This window comes from Luteolibacter luteus (genome assembly GCF_012913485.1).
GTDB lineage: Bacteria > Verrucomicrobiota > Verrucomicrobiia > Verrucomicrobiales > Akkermansiaceae > Haloferula > Haloferula lutea.
Genome location: NZ_CP051774.1, coordinates 3754425 through 3778021, shown reverse-complemented (window position 1 = coordinate 3778021; position 23597 = coordinate 3754425). Strand labels below are relative to the sequence as shown.

Annotated in this window: 16 protein-coding genes; 6 read left to right on the top strand and 10 right to left on the bottom strand. The window is 60.0% G+C overall.

Annotation, left to right across the window (positions count from 1 at the left end):
• Positions 1-40: 40 nt before the first annotated feature.
• The 9 genes from gyrB to HHL09_RS15560 all read right to left on the bottom strand — a co-directional run bounded on the left by gyrB (position 41) and on the right by HHL09_RS15560 (position 15135).
• Positions 41-2584 (bottom strand): DNA topoisomerase (ATP-hydrolyzing) subunit B, encoded by a 2544-nt coding sequence (gene gyrB, locus HHL09_RS15600; RefSeq protein ID WP_169455553.1) that lies wholly within the window; start codon positions 2582-2584, stop codon positions 41-43.
• A gap of 125 nt (positions 2585-2709) precedes the next feature.
• Positions 2710-3783: a ribonuclease D gene (locus HHL09_RS15595; protein WP_169455552.1), complete on the bottom strand. Its 1074-nt coding sequence runs from the start codon at positions 3781-3783 to the stop codon at positions 2710-2712.
• Positions 3784-3895: 112 nt separating this feature from the next.
• Entirely contained in the window at positions 3896-5539 is a 1644-nt protein-coding gene (locus HHL09_RS15590) for a hypothetical protein (RefSeq protein ID WP_169455551.1), read from the bottom strand.
• A gap of 131 nt (positions 5540-5670) precedes the next feature.
• Positions 5671-7608 carry a transcription termination factor Rho gene (rho, locus tag HHL09_RS15585; RefSeq protein ID WP_169455550.1) on the bottom strand — a complete coding sequence of 646 codons (1938 nt, stop codon included), beginning with the start codon at positions 7606-7608 and terminating at the stop codon, positions 5671-5673.
• A 136-nt stretch (positions 7609-7744) separates the two neighbouring features.
• Positions 7745-10354, bottom strand: a complete 2610-nt coding sequence (locus HHL09_RS15580) for an Amuc_1098 family type IV pilus outer membrane protein (protein WP_169455549.1) — start codon at positions 10352-10354, stop codon at positions 7745-7747.
• An 87-nt stretch (positions 10355-10441) separates the two neighbouring features.
• Positions 10442-11494 (bottom strand): Amuc_1099 family pilus-like system protein, encoded by a 1053-nt coding sequence (locus HHL09_RS15575; protein ID WP_169455548.1) that lies wholly within the window; start codon positions 11492-11494, stop codon positions 10442-10444.
• Positions 11495-11509: 15 nt separating this feature from the next.
• Positions 11510-12547: an Amuc_1100 family pilus-like protein gene (locus tag HHL09_RS15570; protein WP_169455547.1), complete on the bottom strand. Its 1038-nt coding sequence runs from the start codon at positions 12545-12547 to the stop codon at positions 11510-11512.
• A gap of 28 nt (positions 12548-12575) precedes the next feature.
• A complete protein-coding gene (gene mul2B, locus HHL09_RS15565; protein WP_169455546.1) occupies positions 12576-14438 on the bottom strand; it encodes an Amuc_1101 family PilM-like pilus complex protein in 1863 nt (620 codons plus the stop codon).
• A gap of 61 nt (positions 14439-14499) precedes the next feature.
• Positions 14500-15135 (bottom strand): Amuc_1102 family pilus-like protein, encoded by a 636-nt coding sequence (locus HHL09_RS15560; RefSeq protein WP_169455545.1) that lies wholly within the window; start codon positions 15133-15135, stop codon positions 14500-14502.
• A gap of 161 nt (positions 15136-15296) precedes the next feature.
• Between HHL09_RS15560 and HHL09_RS15555 the strand changes: the two genes are divergently transcribed.
• Entirely contained in the window at positions 15297-16010 is a 714-nt protein-coding gene (locus HHL09_RS15555; protein ID WP_169455544.1) for a type I 3-dehydroquinate dehydratase, read from the top strand.
• 1 nt (position 16011) lies between these two features.
• Here the strand turns inward: HHL09_RS15555 and HHL09_RS15550 are convergent, their stop codons facing one another.
• Positions 16012-16965, bottom strand: a complete 954-nt coding sequence (locus HHL09_RS15550) for a thioredoxin family protein (protein WP_169455543.1) — start codon at positions 16963-16965, stop codon at positions 16012-16014.
• A gap of 224 nt (positions 16966-17189) precedes the next feature.
• Between HHL09_RS15550 and ilvC the strand changes: the two genes are divergently transcribed.
• The 5 genes from ilvC (at position 17190) to HHL09_RS15525 (ending at position 23561) form a co-directional block, all read left to right on the top strand.
• The gene (gene ilvC, locus HHL09_RS15545) at positions 17190-18239 is read left to right on the top strand and encodes a ketol-acid reductoisomerase (protein ID WP_169455542.1); all 1050 of its coding nucleotides are present in this window, start codon (positions 17190-17192) and stop codon (positions 18237-18239) included.
• 426 nt (positions 18240-18665) lie between these two features.
• Positions 18666-20267, top strand: a complete 1602-nt coding sequence (locus tag HHL09_RS15540) for an MFS transporter (protein ID WP_169455541.1) — start codon at positions 18666-18668, stop codon at positions 20265-20267.
• Between the two features lie 147 nt (positions 20268-20414).
• Entirely contained in the window at positions 20415-20879 is a 465-nt protein-coding gene (locus HHL09_RS15535) for an EVE domain-containing protein (RefSeq protein WP_169455540.1), read from the top strand.
• Positions 20880-20883: 4 nt separating this feature from the next.
• Positions 20884-22155 (top strand): hypothetical protein, encoded by a 1272-nt coding sequence (locus HHL09_RS15530; protein WP_169455539.1) that lies wholly within the window; start codon positions 20884-20886, stop codon positions 22153-22155.
• 8 nt (positions 22156-22163) lie between these two features.
• Positions 22164-23561, top strand: a complete 1398-nt coding sequence (locus tag HHL09_RS15525; protein ID WP_169455538.1) for a hypothetical protein — start codon at positions 22164-22166, stop codon at positions 23559-23561.
• The last annotated feature ends 36 nt before the right edge of the window (positions 23562-23597 follow it).

Sequence of the window (23597 nt, the reverse complement as noted above, 5' to 3'; positions counted from 1 at the left end):
GATCAGAGGTCAGTGAAAATCAGAAGAACGTCCGGGAAGATCAGACGTCGAGGTTGCGGACGTTCAGCGCGTTGTCTTCGATGAAGCGCTTCCGGGGCTCAACGATATCGCCCATCAGGACGTCGAACATCTTGTCGGCTTCAACCGCATTGTCCTCATCGAGGCGGACTCGGAGGAACTGGCGCTTGTCCGGATCCATCGTCGTTTCGAAGAGCTGTTTGGCGTTCATTTCGCCGAGACCCTTGAATCGCTTGATCTGGACGCCGCGGCTGGCGATCTCGAGGACACGGACCAGCACCTCGGGGAGCGAGAAGACCGGATGAGATTTCTGCTTCTCGCCATCCCCTTCGAGAAGTTCGAAGAGCGGCTTGTCCTCGTCGAAGAAATGGGTCGTATCGATCCCGCTCTCATTAAGGCGCGAGAAGATCTTCGCGATGGCATGGGACTCGTGCAGTTCGTGCAAGTTGGCACGACGTGAAGGTCCGGTATGCGCGGCCATTTCTTCGCTGCTGAGCTGCTCGTCGAACAAGCGGAGATCCCGGTTCTCGGAAGAGTAGGCCCGCAGTGATTCCTCATCAGAGAAGTAGAGGATATTCTCGTCATTCCCGATACGCACGCGGACCATATACTCGGGAAGATGACCGTTGCTGCGGGCTGCGAGGTAGTTCTTGAAGTTGCCGCCGTTGCCTTCGATCGAATTCGAGTAGCGGGACAGCGACGAGAGATTCTCCAGGATCACCTTCAACTCATCCGCAGAGAAGCTGCGGGATTGGTCATGGGTGCGCAGCTCGACTTCGCTGGCGCCAAGATCAATGAGGATCTTGTTGAGCTGGTCATTGTCCTGCACGTACTCCGAGCGCTTCTTGCGAGTGACCAAATAGAGCGGCGGCTGGGCGATGTAGAGATAGCCGCGCTTCACCAGTTCCGGCATATGACGGCAGAAGAAGGTCAGCAGAAGCGTACGGATGTGGGAGCCGTCCACGTCGGCATCGGTCATGATCACGACCTTGTGGTAGCGGACTTTTTCGATGGTGAAGGAACCGTCCTGCTCGCCATCACCGATGCCTGCACCGATGGCTGTGATCAGGTTCTGGATTTCCTTGTTCTGCAGGGCGCGGTGCAGGCGGGCTTTCTCCACATTCAGCAGCTTGCCGCGCAGCGGGAGGATTGCCTGGGTACGGCGGTCGCGGCCCTGCTTGGCAGAGCCACCTGCGGAGTCACCTTCGACAATGTAGAGTTCGGACTTCGCTGGATCCCGCTCGGAGCAATCCGCCAGCTTGCCCGGCAGACCGCCGCCGGAAAGAGCAGACTTCCGGACCGTCTCGCGAGCCTTGCGGGCGGCTTCGCGGGCACGGGCGGCATTCAACGATTTCTCGATGATGCGCTTCGCGATCGCCGGATTCTCTTCGAAGAACTGGACGAGACCTTCATAAACGATCGAGGAAACGACCCCCTCGATCTCGGAATTCACCAGCTTGCCCTTGGTTTGAGAGGAGAAGCGCGGGCTCGGCATCTTGACCGAGATCACACAAACCAGACCTTCACGGACGTCATCGCCGGTCAAGGCGTTGTCCTTCTCCTTGAGAATCTTGTTCGCCTTGGCGTACTGGTTGATGCCCCGGGTCAGCGCAGTGCGGAAACCGGTAAGGTGGGTGCCGCCGTCAGCGTTCGGGATGGAGTTCGCGAAGCAGAGGATCTGGTCGTTGTAGGAGTCGTTATATTGGAAAACGACATCCGCGAAGACATCCTCCTGCGACTGCTTGCCATCGTAATCGATCTCGATCTGACGCTTGCCGGTGAGCACGACCGGATCATCGTGAACCAAGGTCTTGGTGCTACCGAGCTCGGTGACGAACTCCACGATGCCCTTGGCATAGAAGAACGAGGTTTTCCGCGCGGATTCCGGCCGCTCGTCCTCAAGATCGATCGTCAGGCCAGGATTAAGGAAAGCCAGCTCCTTGAGGCGGGTCGAGAGACGGTCGAACTTGAACTCGATCGTATCGACGAAAATCGTGGCATCCGGGAAGAAGGTGATCGTGGTGCCGGTGCGCCTCTGGTCCACCTCCCCCACCACGTGGAGCGGCTGGGTTGTGCGGCCGCGCTCGAAGGAGATCGCGTGGACCTTGCCATTCCGGTAGACCTCGGCCTTGAACCAATCGGAGAGCGCGTTCACGCACTTCGCACCGACCCCGTGCAGACCACCGGAGTATTTGTAGGCCCCTTGCCCGAACTTGCCGCCCGCGTGGAGATTCGTGAGCACCAGCTCGACTGCGGGAATCCCGAACTTCGGGTGAATGTCCACCGGGATACCACGACCATTGTCCGCCACGGAAATAGAGCCATCGACGTGGATCGACACCTTGATCCGGTCACAATAGCCGGCCAGATGCTCGTCGATCGAGTTGTCCAGCACCTCGAACACGCAGTGGTGAAGGCCACGCTCGTCGGGGTCGCCGATGTACATGCCGGGCCGCTTGCGGACGGCTTCCAGACCTTCAAGTTTGTCGATTTGCGCGGCGTCGTACGCCTGCTCTCCGCTGACGTTCGTATCAGCCTTTTCAGGCTCTTGGTGCTCTTCAGACATGGACCCCGGGAGGGTCTGAAATGCATGCCCCGGAGACAAGGCCGATTGTTAAAAAACCGGCATATTTTCCACCCTGAAAACCGCCGATTAACCGGCTGATTCACAGGAACTTAGAAGTCACACTTTTAGACCCCGTCTAACGAGAGGCATGACAACTGCCACTTGAGCAAAACATCAGCTGGCTGAACCTCTCCATCCGCAATGGATTCGATGATCGAACGGGGCGCAATCAGCGAGGAATCGATGTCCAATTCTGCCGCCTTGGCGTCCCGCGCCGAGATCAAGCGTGCCACCCGGGCATCGAAATCGGAATCACGGCGGCGGCGCAGGCCACGGGGCTTCTCCGGCCATTCGTCCGCATTGCGCGAACGCGCGGCGTCCAGCACCTCTGTAAGGCGCTTGCGACGCTCCGGACGATAGTGAGGAGGGATTTCGATCTTCTTCCCGCCAGCGAGCGCCTGGCTCCAATCAATGAGCTGGCGGTTCGTCACCACCATGAAGGACGGACGGTCCCAGGAAGAGGCCTCGGCATCCCGCCACTCCCAGAGGGATTTCAGGAAATTCAGGCCGGAGCGATCCAAACGGCCGGACCCTTGGATCCGCCAAGGCTCGCCACGAGTCTCATCGCGCTCCAAGACCTTCAGGCGGGCGGCCTCGCAGCTCTCGACGAACCACTCGAAGCGCCCCTTTTCCTTCAGGAGATCCGTGATTTTCTCGCCCATCGGCAGGAGATAGCACACGTCATTGAGCGCATACTCCATCATTTTGGCGGAAAGCGGGCGCTTGCCCCAATCCGCCTTCTGGGAGGATTTCGACAGGGTAACGCCGAAATAAAGCTCCACCAGATCCGCCAAACCAAAGCGCCGGACGCCCAGAAGCCGCGCTCCGATCTGGGTGTCATACACCACCGAAGGCAGCTTCGAGAAACTGCGGCGGAGCATGGTCATGTCGTAATCCGCGCCATGCATCCAGACCACCCGACTGGCGAGGAAATCCCCGAGCGGGCTCAAATCCTCGATGGAAAGCGGGTCGATGAGGACATTCTCGCCGCCACAGGAGTACTGCACCAAGCACAGCGACTCCCGATAGCGATGCAAGCTATCGGCCTCCGTATCGATGGCACAGACGGCATCGGAAGAAGGGCGCGAAAGCAACGATACGAGACCTTGCGTGTCGTTGACCAAAGGAAGCGATGACATGACCCTGGGGGGAGCCCTGATTCAGGCATGACGAAAGGCTCCGGAGCCCTGATTGCGGACTCCGGAGCCTTTGTCGAATTCAAAATCCCGCATCACGGAAGATGCCCGCGACTCACTTCAGAGTGCCCGGGTTCACCTTGACCCGGATGTCAGGAAGTTCGGCCAACGGATCGAGCACCGGTTCCTTGCTGCGCAGCACGTACTTCTGCACCTCGACATCCACCGAAACATCGGCCTGACCGTAAACACGCTGGAGCGTGAGCGGGTCAATCGTGTAGTATTGAACAGTGTAGGTGTTAGTTTGGGTCTCGGTAACAAGATCGAGATCGTAGTCGTTCATGTTGAGCTTGCTGGACTTCTTCTTGCCCGGCTTCTTGCCATCAACCCACAATTGGAACTCGTATTTGACCGTGTTGCCGGTGCGCGGACGGATCGGCACATCCATCACGATGAAGTTCTCCTCCAGCCTCGGGCCAACCGGGCCGTCGGGCTTGCGGGTCGGATCGGAAATCGGCTCCGGAACCGTCGAAACCAAGCTGTGGTAGGTGCCAGTGCCTGCGTATTGAGCCTTGGCCGAAGCGTTGATGTGCTCGTTGGTGAGCTGCTGGAACCCGTATTCCTCCGCGTTGGTCATCCCATCGTGGTCTGCATCGCCAGTGGGCGAGCGATCCCGCTTGGAAGTCCCGGCTGGAAGCGCCGTCTGGGAGTAACCGCCATAGGTATCCACGAAGAGCACCTTGGCACGGAAGTCGCGATCCGAGCCATCAAAGCTCACGCCGCTGCTCCGGAGGAAGCGATTGTATTCCAGGTTCATCACCCCTTCATCACCCACCACGAAGAAGAACGGGGGCATGTTGTAGGCCTGAACCGTCGGGTTTGCCAAACGCACCGGGTTTTCCGGAACGGTAGGTGGGAACACGATCGCGTCTTCGGCGGAATCCAAGATCGAGAAATACATCTGGTCTCCGGCGCGCACGATGGTGCGGTCATTGCCGGTCCAGCGGATCCGATTGATCAGACGGGGATCCATCTGATAGTACTCGTTGTTCCAAGAGCCCGTGGTGAAACGGAAACCTGCCTGAGTGCGGTTGGAAGGATCCAAGGCATTGAGGGAGGGAGTGATCGTCACCGCATAAGCCACCGGATTTTGGTCCGGCATGGTGATACGCGGGAAAGTGAAGACATACTGACCCGTCACGATTTCCTCGTTCATGCGGCGGAGATCGCCGGTACCCGGACCGTAGATACGCTCCATGTGGTACTGCGTCAGGTCGAACTGCGAAACATTGGGAGTGCGAATGTTGTAGAACACCACCGTGGTCTCGTCGCGGAAAGCATCCAACGGGCGCGGAAGCTTCGATGGCGGCGCTGCGTAAAGCTGCACCAGCTCAGGCCGCGAGGGCTCCACCGCCTGGGCCCCCTGAATCTCCGTGATCGACCAATAGGAGCTGTCATCGCGGACACCGTCTCCATTCAAGTCACCTGAAGTCACGAACCCGGTCGCACCAATCTGGCAAGGGGGGATTTCAGTCGGATTGTAGAAAACAGCGGAGCCATTTCGAGGGCAAATGGCATCGATGGCGTAGGCACCATCGACAAAAAGAAGATCAAGCTCCCCACCCTCGAAATTGAGGTTGAAAGCATTTGTTTGAGTATACGTACGATTCGCCGAAAGTGCCATCGCAACGTCCGCGTTTGCCGCAGGACTGAGGGCAATTGTGGCGACCGCGGCGGCTAGAATCCGGTGGGTTTCCATGGGTCGAACTTTCCCGCGCACCCCCGCTTTGACAAGCAGATTCTCGGCACGAGCAAGTTCTTCACGGCATCTTCATGGAGCGCCGTGCCCGCTGCTGAATGCATCGTGAATGCTATGTCACGCAAACTCCATCAACGCAAGCCCCGAAGCAGCAATTCTGCGTTGGACTTGGTCGCGCGGAGGTTCTTCAGCAGCGTCTCAATGGCATCCCCCACGGGCAATTGGGCAAGCTGCCGGCGGATGTCCAGGACTTTGACGAACTCGTCGGGGTGATAGAGACGGTCATCGTTGCGGGTACCGCTCTGAGGAATGTGAATCGCCGGAAAAACGCGACGCTCTGCAAGCTCGCGATCCAAGCGGACTTCCATGTTGCCCGTGCCCTTGAACTCTTCGAAAATCACGTCGTCCATCCGGCTCTCCGTTTCGATCAACGCGGTCGCGAGGACCGTGAGGCTACCACCCTCCTCGACGTTGCGGGCGTTGCCAAAGAACTTGCGGGATTTCTGAAGGGCGACGGGGCTGACACCACCGCTTCCAATCGGACCGCCTTGCGAGGCGGAATTGTGGCCCCGGGCAAGACGCGTAAGGCTGTCCAGCAGCAAGACGACATCCTTCCCCTGCTCAACCAGGCGCCGGGCGCGCTCGATCACCAAATCGGCCACCTGAGCATGACGGCGGGGGGCCTCATCGAAGGTGGAAGCATAGACCGTTGTTCCCACGGTTTCCTCAAAGTCGGTCACTTCCTCGGGCCGTTCATCCAGCAGAACCACAATGAGTTCGATCTCCGGATGGTTTTTTCGGATGGCCTTCGCAATCTGCTTCAGAAGAATCGTTTTGCCGCCGCGGGGCGGAGCCACGATCAAACCCCGCTGGCCCTTGCCGAGCGGAGCCACGAGATCGAGAACCCGCACGCTTACAGCTTCCGGACCTTCTCCCTCAAGGACGATACGCCGGTCGGGGAAAAGCGGTGTCAGCTTGTCGAATTCCTTCGGGACCTTGAATTCGGCGGCGGGAATCCCCTCAATCTCGAGAATCTCCGTCGCGGAAAGATACTTGTCCCGATCACGGGGGGCGCGGATCCGAACTTTGACCCGATGGCCGGCACGCAGGCCGTGATCGCGGAGCAGGTGTCCGTTGATGTAGAGATCGTCCGGAGAAGTGCGGAAGCTTCGCGCCGGATCACGCAGCATGGCGTAGTTTTCCTTGGCTTGCTCGACGATTCCCTCGCCAACCAGCGTTGCACCCTCGTTCGCGTAAAAGCTAAGCAGCTCGAAGATCAACTGGGTTTTCGGAGCACCCACCGTAATCTTGGCAGGGACGGCCTCCGCCATCGTAAGAAGCTCCGCCAAAGACTTCAGGCGGAAAGCATTGATATCGATGGTCTGGGGCACCGGGGCAGCTTCTTGCACGGCTGCGGAAGGAGTCGTCTCGTTGGCGGGAAGCTCGGGGAGCTTGGTATCGTCGTCGCTCATGATAGCGTGGAAATGGAGGAAGCGTCGCAATTGGGCTTCCAAAGCAGGGGCAGGTCCTTCGTTCCAGAAGACGTGATCCGCCAAGCGGAGCTTTTCTTCCTGAGGCATCTGCGCCGCGAAAATGGAATCGATGGTGGCATCGTCGAAGCCGTTCCGCTCTCGCAAGCGCCTGCGCCGTGTCGCGGTAGCGGCCGCGACCAGGAGGTTTCGCTCCTGACCAAAGTCGAACCCGTTCTCGAAGAGGAGCGGAATATCCGCAACGAACAAGGACCGCCCTATTCTGCGGGCGGAATCCAAAGATTCAAGACATTCCTCGCGAACCCTCGGGTGCAGAATGGCTTCCAAATCCTTGCGCGCAGCGGAATCCCCGAAAACCTGCCCCCTCAGGGCAGCGCGATCCACCCCGCCGGAGGCGTGGATCACTCCGGTTCCAAAGCGCGCCGCAATTGCATCAGCCACCACCGCGTCGCCGGCCAGAAGCACATGGACACAGGCGTCTGCGTCGAAAATCACCGCCTCCGGACACAAGCGGGCAATGAGGCGACAGGCGGTGGATTTCCCGCTGGCGACACCACCACTCAGGCCAAAGACATGCATGCGCCCAACGAAGCGCCCCCGCTTGCCGCCGACAACCCAGAATTCCGCGAAGGGCTGCCCCCCTTTCCCACAGCAATAAAAAACGGGCGGAAGGTTACCCTTCCGCCCGTCGTGATGATTATCGAAACCGGATCGCTTAGTTGCCAAGCGGAGGCAGGACGCCTTCGCCACCACCCACAGGGAGCGGCTCGGCAGTGCCACCAGCGGCCGGCAGGGCGTCGCCGCCGCGCACCGGACGACCGGTGGCGTCGATGATCTGCGCGGTCACGAAGATGATCAGGTTGCTCTTGATGCGGTTCTCAGCCTTGCTCTGGAAGAGGCGGCCAATCACCGGGATGTCCCCGAAGACCGGCACCTTGTCTTCCACCGTCTGCACGTCTTCGCGCATCAGGCCACCGACAGCCACCGTGTAGCCGTCATAGATGGTCAGAGCGGTCGTCACGCGACGGCTGGAGAACACCGGCATTTCGATCCGGTTTTCCGTGATGGTCACAGTCGTCGGGTTGCCGAGGAAGTCGGTCGCCGGCGATTGGATCGGGCTGCCGTAGTTCACGAAGCCTTCGAACTCGACGATGTCCGGCGCGAAGCGCAGGTCGATCGTGAAGTCGTTGCCACCGAGGGTCGGCTCGATCTCGAGCGTGACACCCGTGTTGCGGGTTTCGAACGAGGTCGGGGTCACCGGGGTCACCGGGAAGATACCGCTGTTACCGCCCAGGCCGAGGTCGCCACCGCTCACCGAACCACCGATGGAGTTCGGAAGTTCCGGGGGCTCGTATTCGGTCGGGTAGATGAATTCGCGGATGATTTCGATCATCGCCTTTTCACCGGAACGGGCGGTCACGCTCGGAGCGGTCATCAGGTCGGTGCCCTTCTTCTGCGCGAGACCGCGCATGATGAGCTGGACTTGGCCGTCGGAGAACAGACCGGTCAGGGCTGCGATACCCGGTGCCGGGCTCACGCTCTGGGCCGTGCGGTTCGGGTTGTTGAGGACCGCATCGATGTTGTTGCGGTTGATCGCGCCGTCGCCGCTGCGGAGACCGCCAGTCACGATGTCGGTGACATTCGTGCCCGTGGCAGCCGGGACGCCCGGGATGTTCACGCCATCCACGGTGCCGATGAAGTCGGCGTTGGTGCGGGTCTGGCCGCTGCCCACCGTGCCACCACCAAGGAAGACGGAGTTCGCGGAAAGGCCGAACGGAGAAACGATCCAGTCGAAGCCGAGTTCGTCGGTGTTCTCTTGGGAGATTTCAACGAACTTGGTCGAGATCTTCACCTGGCGCGGTGCATCACCGGCAACCTGCTCAACGATCTGCTCGATGAGGTCGAGGTTGGTCGGGGTGTTGCGCACAAGCAGCGTGGAGCTGCCGGAGAAGAACTTCGCGGAGGAGCCTTCCGGGAACTTCACACCGTTGGCGGTGAGGAGTTCGGTTTCGCTCTTGCGCGGGGCGAGTGCCTTCGGACCAGTGCCGCCACCATCGGTAGCGAATGGATCCTCACCACCGGCTTCACCACCTTCGGAGGAACCACCGCCAAGACGGCTGAGGAAGTCCGGCGGGACGCGGAAGCTCTTGGTGAAGAGATCTTCGTCGGTCTCGGTGGCAGGCACCAGGGTCACGGCGAAGTCATCCACCTTGTAGCGGAGCTTGGTCTGGTCGCAGATGTACTTCAGCGCTTGGGCGAGCGGCACGTTGCGGAGGTTCAGCTCGCGAATGCGCAGCGAACCTGGATCCGGAGCGGCACCTAGGCCACCACCTGCGGCATCAGCATCAAGGGCGGCATCGCCGCTGCCACCGGAGCGGGGCTTGCGGATCACGAAGTTGATGCCCTTCTTGGTCGGGTCGATCTCACCGGTGTCCAGCTCGATCGAGCGGGCGCGAAGGAAGTCGATGGCTTCTTCAACCGAAGTGTCGTCGAAGGAGATCATCGGGATGACGATCGATTCGAGCTTCTTCAGGATGTAGGTCGCACCGGTGGTAACGCCTGGCGTCTGGTTGTTTGAATCCAGATTCTCGCTGATGATCGGCGGGACGGAAAGCTCCCATGCCTTATCGACCTGCGCGAGAAGCTCGGCGCGGGTGTGATCGTAAGCGGCGCGATAGTAGTCAGCCTTGGCCTGAGCCACGCGCTCCATGCCACGGCGGGCTGCCTTGTTGAAAGGGTCGAGACGGAGGACGTCCTCGTAGAAGCGACCGGATTCGTCATACTTGCCCAAGTTGTAGGCACCTTCGGCGGTGTAGAGCAGGCGACGCACCTTGTCCACGTTCTCCGTGTGCTCGTAGGTCAGAGCCGGATTCGTGCGGATCGGATCATCCAGATACTCGTTGAGGCGCTTGGCTTCGGCATTGTTCGGATCAGCCGCGAGCACGTCGGAAGCGAGCTGACGCGCTTCTTCATACTTGCCAACCTTGCGATATTGTTCGCCAAGGGCACCGGAGCCGTCGGCAAGAAGCTGGATCAGGTAAGTCCGGCGGTCTTGGACCATCGGAGCATCCGGCAGCACTTGGAGGGCTTCCTTGTACTTATCCACGGCCTGCTTGTAATCACCCTTGGCATAGGCTTCGCGACCTTCGTCACGGAGCTGGTCCGACTGGGCGACCGCATTCTGGCGGCGGATCATTTCCTTTTGGGCGAGACCGCTGTAGCTGCCCCCACCGGATCCTTCACCGGCGTTGGCAACCGTCAGGGTGACCGGCATCACGGCGGCCACGGCCATCAAGGCGGCGGCTGTGCTGCAGGTACGGTGCATTGGCGTTTTTTGCATGGTTGGGGCTGTGTTCTGCCGGTCTGAGCGGCGGTTGGGAAGCGATTTTTTCAAAAACGGGTTGAATTGGGATCAAGGTGTGCCTTTGGCAATTTCCTTGGTCTGGGTTTGGCCCTGGGCGTCGGTGTACTCGACCTCGATGGAGCCCGGAGTGACCTTCTTCAGGGTGTAGTTCTTTTCCGGAGCATCCGGCGGCAGCGCGAACTTGGTCCGCTCTTCCACCTTGAACTCCTTGCCTTCAAATCCGATCGCCTTGAGATCAAGCACCGCGGTGCGGTCGTAGTAGGCGTTGGCTTGGAGTTCAGCCTCCGGCAGGTTAGCCTGGGACTCGTACTTCTCGCCCTTCTTGTTCTCCTTCAGATCTTCGTACTGAGCGAATTTGACGTTCTGGGTCAGCTTTGTCTTCGCACTGGTGATCTCCTTCTCGATCATTCCGGTGAACTTGAAGCGGTTCGCCATGGCACCATCCTTGAAGAAGGTGTCGCCGGGGCTCATCATCTCAAGGGCACTGACCTTGTTCTGGAGGCGCTTGTTATCGAAGGTAAGACCGGTGAAACGCGGCGACCACTTGCCTTCCGACTCGAAGCCGAACTGGACATACCACATCGTGGATTCGTCCTTCACGAAGACCAGCTTGTCGATGAGCGGCGGAACGCTCTTCGGATCCGTCGGCTTGGTCTTGGCCTCGAACTCTTCCAAGTTGGTGTAACCATCGTTGTCATCGTCACGCGACGGCGAGTTGGCGAAGGTCATATCAGCCCCATTGTCGATCCACCATTTGTTCGGAATCGGAGGATGAATCGCATCGCCTTTGAAGGGGTCGACGGGAACGTTCGGATTGTTCTTATTGGCAAACAGCGGGACGCCAATGAAGAGGTTCACCGCGCGACCTGCCGAATCCTCGCTCTTTTCGAAGACTCGATTGGAGGTGAGGGAATTGGTCGCCTTGGTGGTCGCCGTGGCCTGAGGGATCGTGGGATCCTTCGCGCCATTGCCTTTCAACTGGTGAGCGAAGTCAGTACCGACCGCGCTGAAGTTCATGAAACCGAGTGCAGCGCATCCGAGGGCGGCTACGCCTGCGACTCCCACCAGGATCTTTTCGAAGTTTTTAGGAAGCTTGGACATGACGGTGGGTTTTGATTACTTGTTGGATGCAGCTTCCTTGGAAGGTTGCTTGCCGCCAGCCGAGGCCGAGTCAGGAAGGAATTGGACGATGTCGATGCGGAAGAAGGCATTGATCTTCTCCGAACCGAGCACCTGTTGAAGGATCACACCGTCGCCACCCGCCGCAGCGGCAGGGGCTGCCGGAGTGGCGGCAGCTGGATCGGCCGCAGGGGCCGCCGGCTCCTCACCTGGCAATACGAAACCACCGGCACCACCGAAGGGATCTGCAGCGGCACCGCCAGCGGCGGGCGCGGCTCCACCATCGGCCTCTTCTGCCTTGAAGTTGCCGTCAGCAGCGGTCGGTGCCTTCGCTTTCTCGTTCGAGATACGCATCGAACGGACCAGGAAGTAGTGCTTTCCGGAATCGTCCAAGGACGAAAGGAACTTGCGGACGGAATCCTCGTTGCCGTTGAAGGAGATTTCGATCGGCAGGGTGCGGAAGCTCTTGCCCTTGGCATCGAAGGCCTTGCCATCTTCTTCCGGAAGCGACTCGCGGTAGATGTTCAGCAACTTCGTCGGAGCGGCCTCCGCGAGGTTGGCGGCAAGCTGGCTCAAGGCCTCCATTTCGAAGCTAAGGATGCCAGTGGCCTCCCGCTTCACCGGAGAGGTGGTATACTTTTCGAAGCCGAGGAAGAACTCGGGTGGAAGCTCCGTCTTCGAGGCTTCGAACGCCGCGGCGGCGGTATCCTTGGCCTTGCGCAAGGCTTCGTTGAAGGCGTCCGGTTCGACATTCGCAGGAGTCGGCGTGCGATAGGCATCGAAGGCCTTCTGCATCGCTTGGACACCCTTGTCGTAGTCTTCCACGGCGGCCTTCTTGGCCTTCAGATTGGCATCGTTCGGGTAGAGCTTGCCGCCCTCCATGCTATCCACGGCCGTCACGGCCGCCGCATAGTCTTCCTTGGCCTTGTTATATTTGGAACTTCCGGAGACTGCCCAGAAGATCAGCCCCCCGGCAGCGACGAGGGTGATGCCGCCAAGACCGGCGGCGAAACGGTTTTCCTGAATCCAGCTCATTTTCGAGGCGTGGTAATAGGGTTTTGAATCACTTGATGGGAACCTCGCGGGACAGCGGGATAATCAGCTCGAAGGGCGCAGCGAAATCTTCCGCTGCCGGGGCGCTTTCAAGCTGCTTGACGATCTGCTCGTCCTTCAGCTCAACCAGTTCCGCCTTACCCTGTACTTTTCCTTTCGCGTCCTTCTGAGGAACGGTCATGGCCTCGAATTTGAAGTGCTGCGGCTCTGCGCGCAGCTTCTTCAGGAGATCGTAAACAAGGTTGCCAGCGCGCGGATTGTCGCGCCAGAAACCACGGATGCGGACTGCATTGGCAGTCGGGGTCACCACGGGCACATCCGCCGCCTTCTGGCCGCGGGCCACGGGCACATCCACCTTGACACTTTCAAGGGCGGAGGTGCCGTAGTTCGTCGAGTAGAACTCACCCTTCACGATCGACTTGCCTGGCTTGCCCTTGTCCGTCGGATTGTAGTCAAACAGCGGCTCCAGATCGGTGATCCACACGGAGTCACTGGACATGGCAGCCTTCACCTCTTGGAGGAGATCCAACCAGAAGGTCCGGTCGTCTTCAGCTCCGGTGTACTGGTTGGCCAGCGCAACAAGGCTGTCTTCCTTCTTGAAGAGCGTCTGAATCGGATTCGCGACGCTTTCCAGCTTCTCCTTCTGCTCGACGAGATTCTTGGTCTCCTCTTGCGCCTTGCCGGCGGCAAGGGTGTTCAGCAGGCCCCATGCGGCCAGACCGCCGAGGAACAGCGCTGCGGCACCGATGAAGAAAGGCTTCTGCTTGTCCGCGGTGCGGGCCGCCTGAACCTTGGTCGGAACGAGGTCAATGTTGATCGCGGACTTGCCGACGCTACGGAGACCGAGGCCGATGAGTTCACCCATGAGGTGCGCCTCGCGACCGAGCTTGTCGGTGTCGACGCCCTTGCCCACGGAAACGGCGCTCACCGGGTTGAAGAACTCCACCGGCAGGTGCAGCTTCTCTTCGAAGAATTCCTTCGTGTAAGGCAGGTTGGCACCGCCACCAGCGAGAACCACCAGCTTCGGGGCATTTCCACCGTGCTGGCTGCGATAGTAGTTCGTCGTGCGGGCAATTTCCGCAGGCAGACGGCCGAGCGTATTGCGGATGGTCATCGCCAGCGCAGCGGTCGTTTCATCCAGCTGCTCGGTGTGGCCGCCTCCGAGGGCGACGAGACCGCTCTGCGTCTTGTGAGCTTCAGCTTCGCCGAAGGGCACACCATATTCCTTGGAGATCGCGGTGGTGATCGCCACGCCGCCCATCGCGACGCTACGGGTGAAGAAGCGCTTGCCCTCGATGTAGAGCAGATCGCTGGTCTTCGCACCGATGTCGATCAAGAGAACCGGATCGGAAACACTCGGATAGGCTGCACGGAAGGCATTGTAGAGCGCCATCGGAGCCACGTCGACTTCGGCGGTGCTCAGACCGGTCGAAGTCACGGACTCGTTCAGCTCATCCAGCGCATCGGCCTTGATGGCAACGATGACCACTTCCTTTTCCCCGGCGCTTTCCAGAATCTCGTAATCCCATGCCACTTCATCCAGCGGGAAGGGCACGTGCTGCTGGGCTTCGAAGGTGACAAGCTGCTCGATATCGTCGTCACCGAGCGGCGGCAGCTTGACGAAACGCGTGAAGACCGAGCTACCCGCGACGGAGTAGCGGGCCTTCGAGCGGCCTGCCTTGAGCTTTTGGGCAAGCTGGCTGATCGCGTAAGCTACCTGTGCCGGACGGGTCACTTCGGTAGCCGGATCGGCCAGGATGGTCTCGCTGTCGTAAGCCTTGAGAACGACACCGTTTTTCGACGGTTCGAACACGGCCATGCTCACGCGCTGCGAGCCGATGTTTAGAGCAATTGAGGACTGTGAATCAGCCATGACGGGCTAAGGGAAAAAACGGGATTTTTTGACGCTGGGATTCCGGGGGAGGCAGGAAAAATTAGCGCTCCTTCTGGATCTCGGCGTAGCGATCGTACCAGAGCATTGCAAAAGGAGTCTCGTCCTTGTTCAGAAGCGGGAACTTGTCGCTCTGATCGGAGAGGCTGCCGGCATTCCACCAGCCTTCCTTCTGCTTCACAGCGGACTGGGCGACCTTCTCGCCATCCACCAGCACTTCGACGCCGACGGCTTCCACGGCGCCCTTGCTGGCCTTGTCGGATCCGGTCAGGCGCTTGAGCGCGCTCGGGGACATGTAAACCGAGCTGAAAATCTCCTCATCGATCGGCACGTTGATGTGATTGATCGTCTTGGACAGCTTGATCACACCCTTGCCTTCCGGGTTCTTGACGGCGACGTACCACTTGACGGTCACCTGATTGATGAAGCCCGCCTTCTTCTGCTCGGCATTGGCCGCCGGGATCTTGATACCGGCTTCCACTTCGAGCCAATCCTTCGGCTTGAAGGCCTTGGCCTTGCCGGACTGGACTTCCGGAGAAGGGATATTGTCGAAGGTGACATTGCTAACCTCGCCCTTGCCCTGCGCGTTCGCGGTCGCAGTGAGAAGAGAAAGAACGGCTGCGGACGCGGCTACGGAAGCTAGCGCCGACCTACGGATGGATGCGAAACGATGTTTCATGGTGGGCTTTTGGTTTTTGGAGAACTAGGGAATGGCTCCGGGGATTGACCAGAGAAATCCTCACGTTGGCGGAGAAAAATCCGTCAGGTATTTACAACGAAACTGCGGAGCATCGACGGGCAAGGTTGACAGTCTGGTGAAGCGGCGTTTCTGCTGCTCCCATGAGCCGCGCGCCAGCCCTCCTGAACCCCTCCCAACCAAAGGTCGTGGGGAGCTTCGGAAACGCGAAAAGCCTCGGAAATACAAGCCTTGCGGCCGCTCGCGAGGCTTGCGACGTGGTGGAAATCCGCATGGACCTGTTGGAGGCGGAGGGCATCCTAACAAGCACTCGCCCCTGGGCACATCTGGAAGGCATCCCCCTGCTCTTCACGGCCCGGATCGCGGCGGAGGGTGGTGCAGGCAATTTAGGAGTCGGGGAGCGCATCAAGTTGCTGGAAAAAATTTTGCCCGACGCAGCTCTTGTCGATGTCGAACTGGCATCCGCGGGGGACTTGGGCGGCATCCTTTCCCGGATGAAAACCGAGGAGATCCCTTGGGTAGCATCCTTTCATGATTTCCAAGGACTTGCGGACACATTTGCAAGGATTCCCCCGATGGCGGAGCAGGCCGTCAAAGCCGGCGCCGCTTGCTTCAAGGCGGCGGTGCGAATGCATACCGCGGATGACGTGGCGAAGCTGGCGGGGCTTCTAAAATCCGTGGAGGGCATTCCGCTTTCGCTGATGGGGATGGGGCCGCTGGCACCCGTCTCCCGGCTGCTGTGTGCCCAATATGGCTCGGTGCTAAATTACGGTTTTATCGGCGATGCCCCGACGGCACCCGGCCAATGGAGCGCGGAATTGCTGAAACGGGGCATCGCGGAACTCGAGCGGATCTGAATCAGTTTTTCTTTTCCGGAGCCACGGGGGGCAGGCCCGCCTTCTCGCGCTCCAGGATCTTGATGAAATCCTCCAACTCCTTCCGGCCAGGTTCCGCGTCCGGGTCCTTGACGGCAGTTTGGAGGACTTTGATCGCCTCATCCTTCTTCCCCGCGTAGGCGAGGGTGCCCGCGTGATGTCCGTAGACCTGGGTGCGCACTTCTCCCTTCACGAGGGGATTTGCCAAAGTTTCCTCCACGAGCTTCGCCACTGCTTCCAGATCCTGCTTCGCGCGGAGCTCCATCAATTTCGTCATGTAGCCCGCGAAGGCCGCTTGGGTCGCCTCGCGCTTTGCAAAGCCGGTCTCGTCCGCCGGGTCGGCTTCCTTGATCTGGGTGGCAACGTCGCCGTACCAAGATGAAAGCATCTCCGGGGACAGCTGCATGCCTTCCAGCGTGCCAATCAGCAGCTTCGCCTTCTCCACTCCGGTTTTGGATCCCGCGTCGGCGAGACCTTTGTCCCGCGCCACCTTTCGCGCCTGCAATTCTTCCAGATGCTTCAGGTAGGCCTCCGGGCCGCCGGGCTGATATCCCGTGACTGCAAAGGGCTTTCCATCGGCATCACAGAGCAGGATGCTGGGATAGCTCTTGATCGGATATTTCTTCAGCAGTTCTTCATTCTGCTTCGCGACCGCTTCGGTCAGGCGTGACTTGTCCTTCGGATAGTCGAGCTCGACCAAAAGATAGCGGTCCTTCACGCCGGCTTCGAAGGGCGCTTGCTCGAAAACCTCTTGGCGAAGCTTGATGCACCAGGTGCACCAATCGGAGCCGGTGAAGTCGATCAGGAGATCTTTCTTCTCCGTCGCGGCTTGCTTCCGGGCAGCTTCGTAATCGCTGGACCAGTCGGCAGCCACGACGGATGAGACTGCGAGTGCGAGGATGGCGGCAACTCTTGGGAGAAGCGGGATAGCGGGCATGGGATAAAGGATGGATGGGGTTTCGGCCACGATTTCATGACGCGGCGGGAGCATCCTTTATCCTCTCTACAACCCAAGGTGCCTGTGACGAAGGCCGGATTCTCCGTGAGCAATCAGGCTTTCCGCCGCGAAGCGCGCGCTTGACCCTTTGTAATCAAGCGTCCAGCTTGTCCGCCCGCCGCGGCTAGGAGGCTCCGGCGTTCATCATCAGACCACCTATCGCCATGGCCGCGAAGATCTACACGAACAAGGACGCGTCCCTCACGCCGCTCAAGAAGAAGACCCTCGCCGTTATCGGCTTCGGTTCCCAGGGCCACGCCCACGCCCTCAACCTCAAGGACAGCGGCCTGAAGGTCGTCATCGGCCTCTACCCGAAGTCGAAGTCCCGCGAAGTCGCCAAGAAGCTTGGCTTCCAAGTCATGGACACCGCTGAGGCTGTCAAAGCCGCCGACGTGATCTTCGTCGCCGTCCCGGACACCAAGATCGCCGGCGTCTACAACAAGGACATCGCCGCGAACCTCACCAAGGGCAAGACCCTCCTCTTCTCCCACGGCTTCGCCGTTCACTTCAAGACCATCGAAGCACCGAAGGACGTCAACGTCATCATGGTCGCTCCGAAGGGCCCGGGCCACACGGTCCGCAGCCAATTCGTCGATGGCAAGGGTGTTCCCGGCCTCATCGCCGTGCACAACGATGCCGACGGCAAGGCCAAGGACATCGCCCTCGCATGGGCTCGCGGCGTCGGCTGCACCCGTGCCGGTGTGTTCGAGACCAACTTCCGTGAGGAAACCGTGACCGACCTCTTCGGCGAGCAAACCGTGCTCTGCGGCGGCGCTTCCGCCCTCGTCAAGGCAGGCTTCGAAGTGCTTGTCGAAGCCGGCTACCAGCCGGAGATGGCCTATTTCGAGTGCCTCCACGAGCTGAAGCTCATCGTCGATCTCATGAACGAGTCTGGCATCGCCGGAATGCGTTTCTCGATCTCCGAGACCGCCGAGTGGGGTGACGTCTCCGTGGGACCGAAGATCATCGACGCCGGCGTCAAGAAGCGCATGGCCAAGCAGCTCAAGGAGATCGAATCCGGCAAGTTCGCCAAAGAGTGGATCGCCGAAGCCACCACCGGCGGCTACAAGAAGTTCAATGCCATCCGCAAGGCCGAAGCCGCCCACCAGATCGAGAAGACCGGTGAGAAGCTCCGCTCCACCATGAGCTGGATCAAGCAGAAGAAGCTCAAGAAGGGTGCTGCCCAGGCGAGCTACATCTCTTCCTCCAAGTAAGCATCCGCTTTCCCAAGAGCCCGGTTCCCGACAGGGAGCCGGGCTTTTTCTTTGTCCAGGTCCGATCGCATCCTCGCCGGAGAACCGGCCCGTAATCCGGGCTCCGCCTCGCCTGTTACGCCTGATAAAAACATGGAAATTAACAGGTGGACCTGCGGATGAGAAGCACAGGCCGGCCATCGATCGCCCACGATCGGATGTCGGAATGAAATGCCTGGTCCGCGGATTTTCCACGGAAACGTCATAGCCGGGACCCGCGGTCTCGATCTACTGCCAAGCGGCGCCTGTCCCCACTTCGGGTGACCTAGGATGATTGCGACATCGCCGAAAGGAATTCTGCGGGAAATCCGTTCCCCGCTGCCATTCCGCATGCTTGCCATGGGAAAATTTGACCGTTAGACAGCCCCTCTACTTCCCAAGAAATCCATGACGACAACACTAAGCGATCAACCCATCGCTCATAATGCCAAGCGGCTCCTGTGGGCCGGATTCCTCGCCATCCTTGCCGCCGGCATCGGCTTCGGCGTCCGGGGTGGTATCCTTGCCAACTGGGCGAAAGAATTCGGTTTCACCGGCACCCAGCTCGGGGACATCGGCGGCGCCGGTTTCACCAGCTTCTGCTTCGGCATCGTGATCGGCGGCGTCATCGTCGACAAGATTGGTTACGGGAAGTTGGTTCTCGCCGCTTTCGTTTTCCACATCGCGTCCGCGCTGATCACCTTCGCCGCGCACGAGGGACAGACTCAGGAAACGGCTTACAAGTATCTCTACTGGGGCACCTTCGTCTTCGGCCTTGCGAACGGCACGCTTGAAGCCGTGGCCAACCCGCTGGTGGCGACACTTTTCCCGAACAACCGCACTCATTACCTGAACATCCTTCACGCTTCCTGGCCTGCCGGCATGGTCGTGGGTGGCTTGATCGGATGGACCTTGGGTGCTCAGGAGGTCAGCTGGAAGATCCAGCTCGGTCTCTTCCTGATCCCGACGATCCTCTACGGGGTTGCGTTCCTGGGACAATCCTTCCCGAAATCCGAAGCGGTGGAGAAGGGCCTCAAGCTTGGCGAAATGTTCAAGGAGGTCGGTATCCTCGGCGGTGCCACCATCGCATTCCTCTTCGTCCTCTTCTTCAAGGATGCCATGGGCCTGAACCCCGGCGTCGCCTGGGGCATTGGCGGTGCAATCCTCATCGCCGTGGGCGTCATCACGAGCTTCTCGATCGGCTCGCTTCTTCTCTTCGTTCTCTTCATCACCCATGCCTTGGTCGGCTCCGTTGAGCTGGGCACCGACGGCTGGATCCAGAACATCACCGGTAACATCCTGACGCCGGAGCAAGGCAAGCAGCTCTTCGTCTTCACCTCGGCGCTGATGTTCATCCTGCGCTTCTCGGCTCACTTCATCGAAAGCAAGCTGAAGATTTCCCCGATCGGCCTCCTGCTGATCTGCTCGATCCTCGGCGTCGTCGGCCTCAACCTTGTCAGCGGCATCACGACCTTCGCCGGCGCTCTTCTGGCCCTTGGTGTCTATGCCCTCGGCAAGACCTTCTTCTGGCCAACCATGCTCGCCGTGGTGGGTGACCGCTTCCCGCGCACCGGCGCGATCGCGATGTCGATCATGGGTGGCATCGGCATGATGTCGATGGGCCTGATCGGCAGCCCCGGTCTTGGCTACGCGAAGGACCGCTTCACCGCGGAGCACCTCAAGCAGGTGGACTCGACCGTCTATGAAGCCAACAAGGCTCAGAAGGAATCGAAGTTCCTTTTCGCCGAGAGCGTCTATGGCCTTGATGGCACGAAGCTCTCCGCTGCCCAATCCGCCAAGCCGGAAGAACGCACGCCGGAACAGAAGATCCTCTCCGAGGCCAGCATCGCGGGTGACCGCAAGACGCTCAAGGCGGACTCCTTCATCCCGGCTGCGATGGCTCTGATCTATCTGCTTCTGCTGATCTACTTCAAGGCTATCGGCGGTTACAAGGTCATCAAGATCACTCCGGAACAAGCTTCGGGTGGTGTTGCCGCCCCGGCCCCTTGATCGGATTTCCTCCCCATTCGAAATCCCTGCAATTCGCATCAGCGGCGTGGTCTCCGGACCACGCCGCTTTTTTGTCCCCGTCACGGGAGGGAGCATGGCTTCGGCGTCCTCTTGCCTGTCCGCCGGAACTTGTTAGTCTCCCGGCCCATGCGCTATTGGCTGATCAAATCCGAGCCCGACGTCTTTTCCATCGATCACCTGCAAAAGGCAAAGCGGGAGCCGTGGAGCGGCGTCCGGAATTATCAGGCGCGGAACTACATGCGGGATGACATGAAGCCCGGGGATCTCGCGCTCTTTTACCATTCCAGCACCGTGCCACCCGGCGTGGCGGGCGTGGCGAAGGTCGCGGGCGAGCCTTATCCCGATCCGACCCAGTTCGACGCGAAGTCGGAATACCACGACCCGAAATCGACCAAGGAGAACCCGCGCTGGATGCTCGTGGACTTCGACTTCGTGACCAAGTTTCCCGAACTGGTGACCCTGCAGCAGCTCAAGGAGGATGCCGCACTGGAAGGCATGGTCGTGCTTCAGAAAGGCACGCGCCTCTCCATCACCCCGGTAGAGACCAAGCACTTCAAGCACGTCTGCAAGCTCGCCGGCTGGAAGCCCTGAGGACATGGCCGAGAAGGCGGTCAATCCCTATGCCCCGCCGGTGGAAGACGTCGGCAGCACGCCTCCCCAGACGCACCTCTGGTGCGTGGTAGATGGCTTTCTGGCGGTGCGGCATAATGCCTTCCTGCCTCCCGTGGACCTTGAGGGAGATAGCAGCGGCGGATTGCTGACACCCGTTGTCCACACCCACTTCCAAGGGAACAGCCGCCGGAATGGTTCGCCCGCGCGGGTGAGATTCCGCGGCTATGCGTCTGTAGCTTCCTTCGAGAAGCGCGTGAAACGCAGGCAATGGATCACCCGACTGACCTTATTCGGCTTCCTGCTGTTTCTCGGAGGAATGGCGAGTGACCAACTCCCGAGCCATATGGCCCCTGCGATTGCCTTGGGGAAGCTGGTGCTGATCATCGGGTTAGTAGCTTTGATCGTGGCCATTGTCTGGGATAAGCTGCCAACGGACGTACGCTGTCACGGAGCTCGCGACGGGTGGTTCTACCTGCGTGGCGTATCGCCCCGATCCCTGACCCGCTTTTCCGCGCGCTCCCATGAGACGCCGGTCATGGTGAAGCGGAAGACCTTCCGCTTCTTCGGCCATCGCTTGCCCTTTTTCTCCCTAATCCAGCACAAGCGCTTCAATCCCGTGACGATCCTGGTCGTCGCATTCATGAAGGCGCGCCGATCGCCAGCTCTGGAAAGCCTCCACCTGCACTATTCGGAAGAAGCCCGCCGCTCCCCGGAATCGGCGGATCCCGCCTTGATCGAGCAATGGAAGAAGGAAAGCGAAGGCACCGAGCTGGCGCAGTGGCGCGCGGTCTCCGCCAAGACCCTGCACCTGCCCAGCGGCTCCATGGGGATCGAATCACTGCTCCTACTATCGCCGGACGGGAAGCGGAGCCTGACCTTGGCAATACGACGCTTTTCACTCGGCCGCACCGTCTCAAGCGCGAGACAGATCATCTTCCGCTCATGGACTGCGGACGGATGCATCCAGACCATTACCCCGCCCTGCCTTCCGATCGAATCACCGCGGGTCGACCGGATCATCGCCAAAGGGAAGCTCCTACGCCTGCTCGACCGCCATATGGCCCACGTGGGAAACCGGCCGCTAATCTCCATCCAGAGCAATGAGGAGCTCTACGGTCTCCTCGACGCGGAAACCGAGGAACAATACGCGGCCTCCGAAGCTGCGGGGCTCCAGTCACCCATCGAGATCATGGAGCTTCCGGAGTATCCCGCTGAAGCCAGGCCACGCGCCACTCCCCCACCGATGCCGATCTAAAAACGAGGATGGCCGGAGATTCCCACAATCCCTATCAGGCACCGGTCGAGGAGGCGGCTGAAAAGACCGAAGCTTCCAATAGCTGGAGCGTGAGCGGTGACTACCTGCTGGTACGTCCGGGAACACTGCTACCACCCGTGACCCTTGAAGGCAGGGGCAGCCTCCTGACACCGGCATTCTATCGCTTCAATGTCTTGGCAGGCGGACACAAAGCCATGACCGCATCCCTACTTCCGGCCCTCCTCATCGTCGGCTGGATCCAAGGAACGTCCGGGATCGTGGATGAAGGGATCCGATGGACGGTCGGCATCGTTTCGGCGGCTGTCGCCATGGCCATCGTCTCCCGCTTCGCAAAGACCATCAACACGATGATCTGGGGCTTCGTGCCGGTGGAAACGCTGCGCAAGCGCTCTCGCAGGAGAGCCCTTTCAAAACGACTCCTCACGTCCGGGCTCCTGCTATTGGGGGCCACCTTCTTGGCCGTGATGGTAACCGTCCCCCACCATGTAGGACGCCGCGGACTGGACATCGATGCCGTGTTCACATGGCTCCTGCCCGCCTTGGCCATTTCCTTTGCGCTCATGATCGCCTCGGTCGCCTGTGGCGGCTTCAAACTTGGACTGAACTGCACCCTCTACCGCGACGGGTGGCTGTATCTCAAAGGTGTGCCGATGGAATCGCTGGCCGAGTTTGCAGCCAAGTCGATGGCTCCGATCCCGGGCAAACGGATGCGCAAGGTTTACACCTATTACCTGAACCGGAAGTCGCTGAATCCGGCCTTGCCGGGGAAGAAATGGCACTTGGGAAAAGCCCTTCGATCCACCCTTTCGAATTTGAAGCCCTTAGCTCCGGTCGCGCGCCTCGGCTTTCACATCAGCGAACGGGTCACGCTCCCTTTGGCCGAGGCGGATCCGGATCTCCTAGCGAGGTGGAAACGTGAAAGCTCCAGTACCCGGCTCGGGGAATGGCCCCTGATCCTCGCAACCCGGATCGACTCTCCACAGGGCGAGATGCGTACGGAGTGGGTATTTTATGTTTCTCCGGACTGGCGACATTTCGCCGGGCTGAATGTAACCCGCGTTTCCGCAGGGCATGTCTTCCACGAAAGTCACGGAGTACATTTCCGTGCATGGGGAGAGGACGGGCGCAGTTTCTTTACCTCGTCGGCAGCCGCGGGCTCCGTAGTCCCGGACGACCATGATTGGTTAGAGGCCTCCGGATCCCTACCGGAGATTGCGGAAGCTCACTTCGCCCGGCTGCGGTCCACACCACTCCTTGTCTTGGGAAGCGTGGAGGAACTGGGGAAACGCATGGAGGAGGACGTCGAAGCCTTCTCCCGCCTCGCCGAAGGAAGGGGCGAGCAGGGCGCGGTTCAAGAAATGGAATTCCAAGACTTCCCCGCATAAACGAAACAGGCGACCGCCTCCCAGCGATCGCCTGAT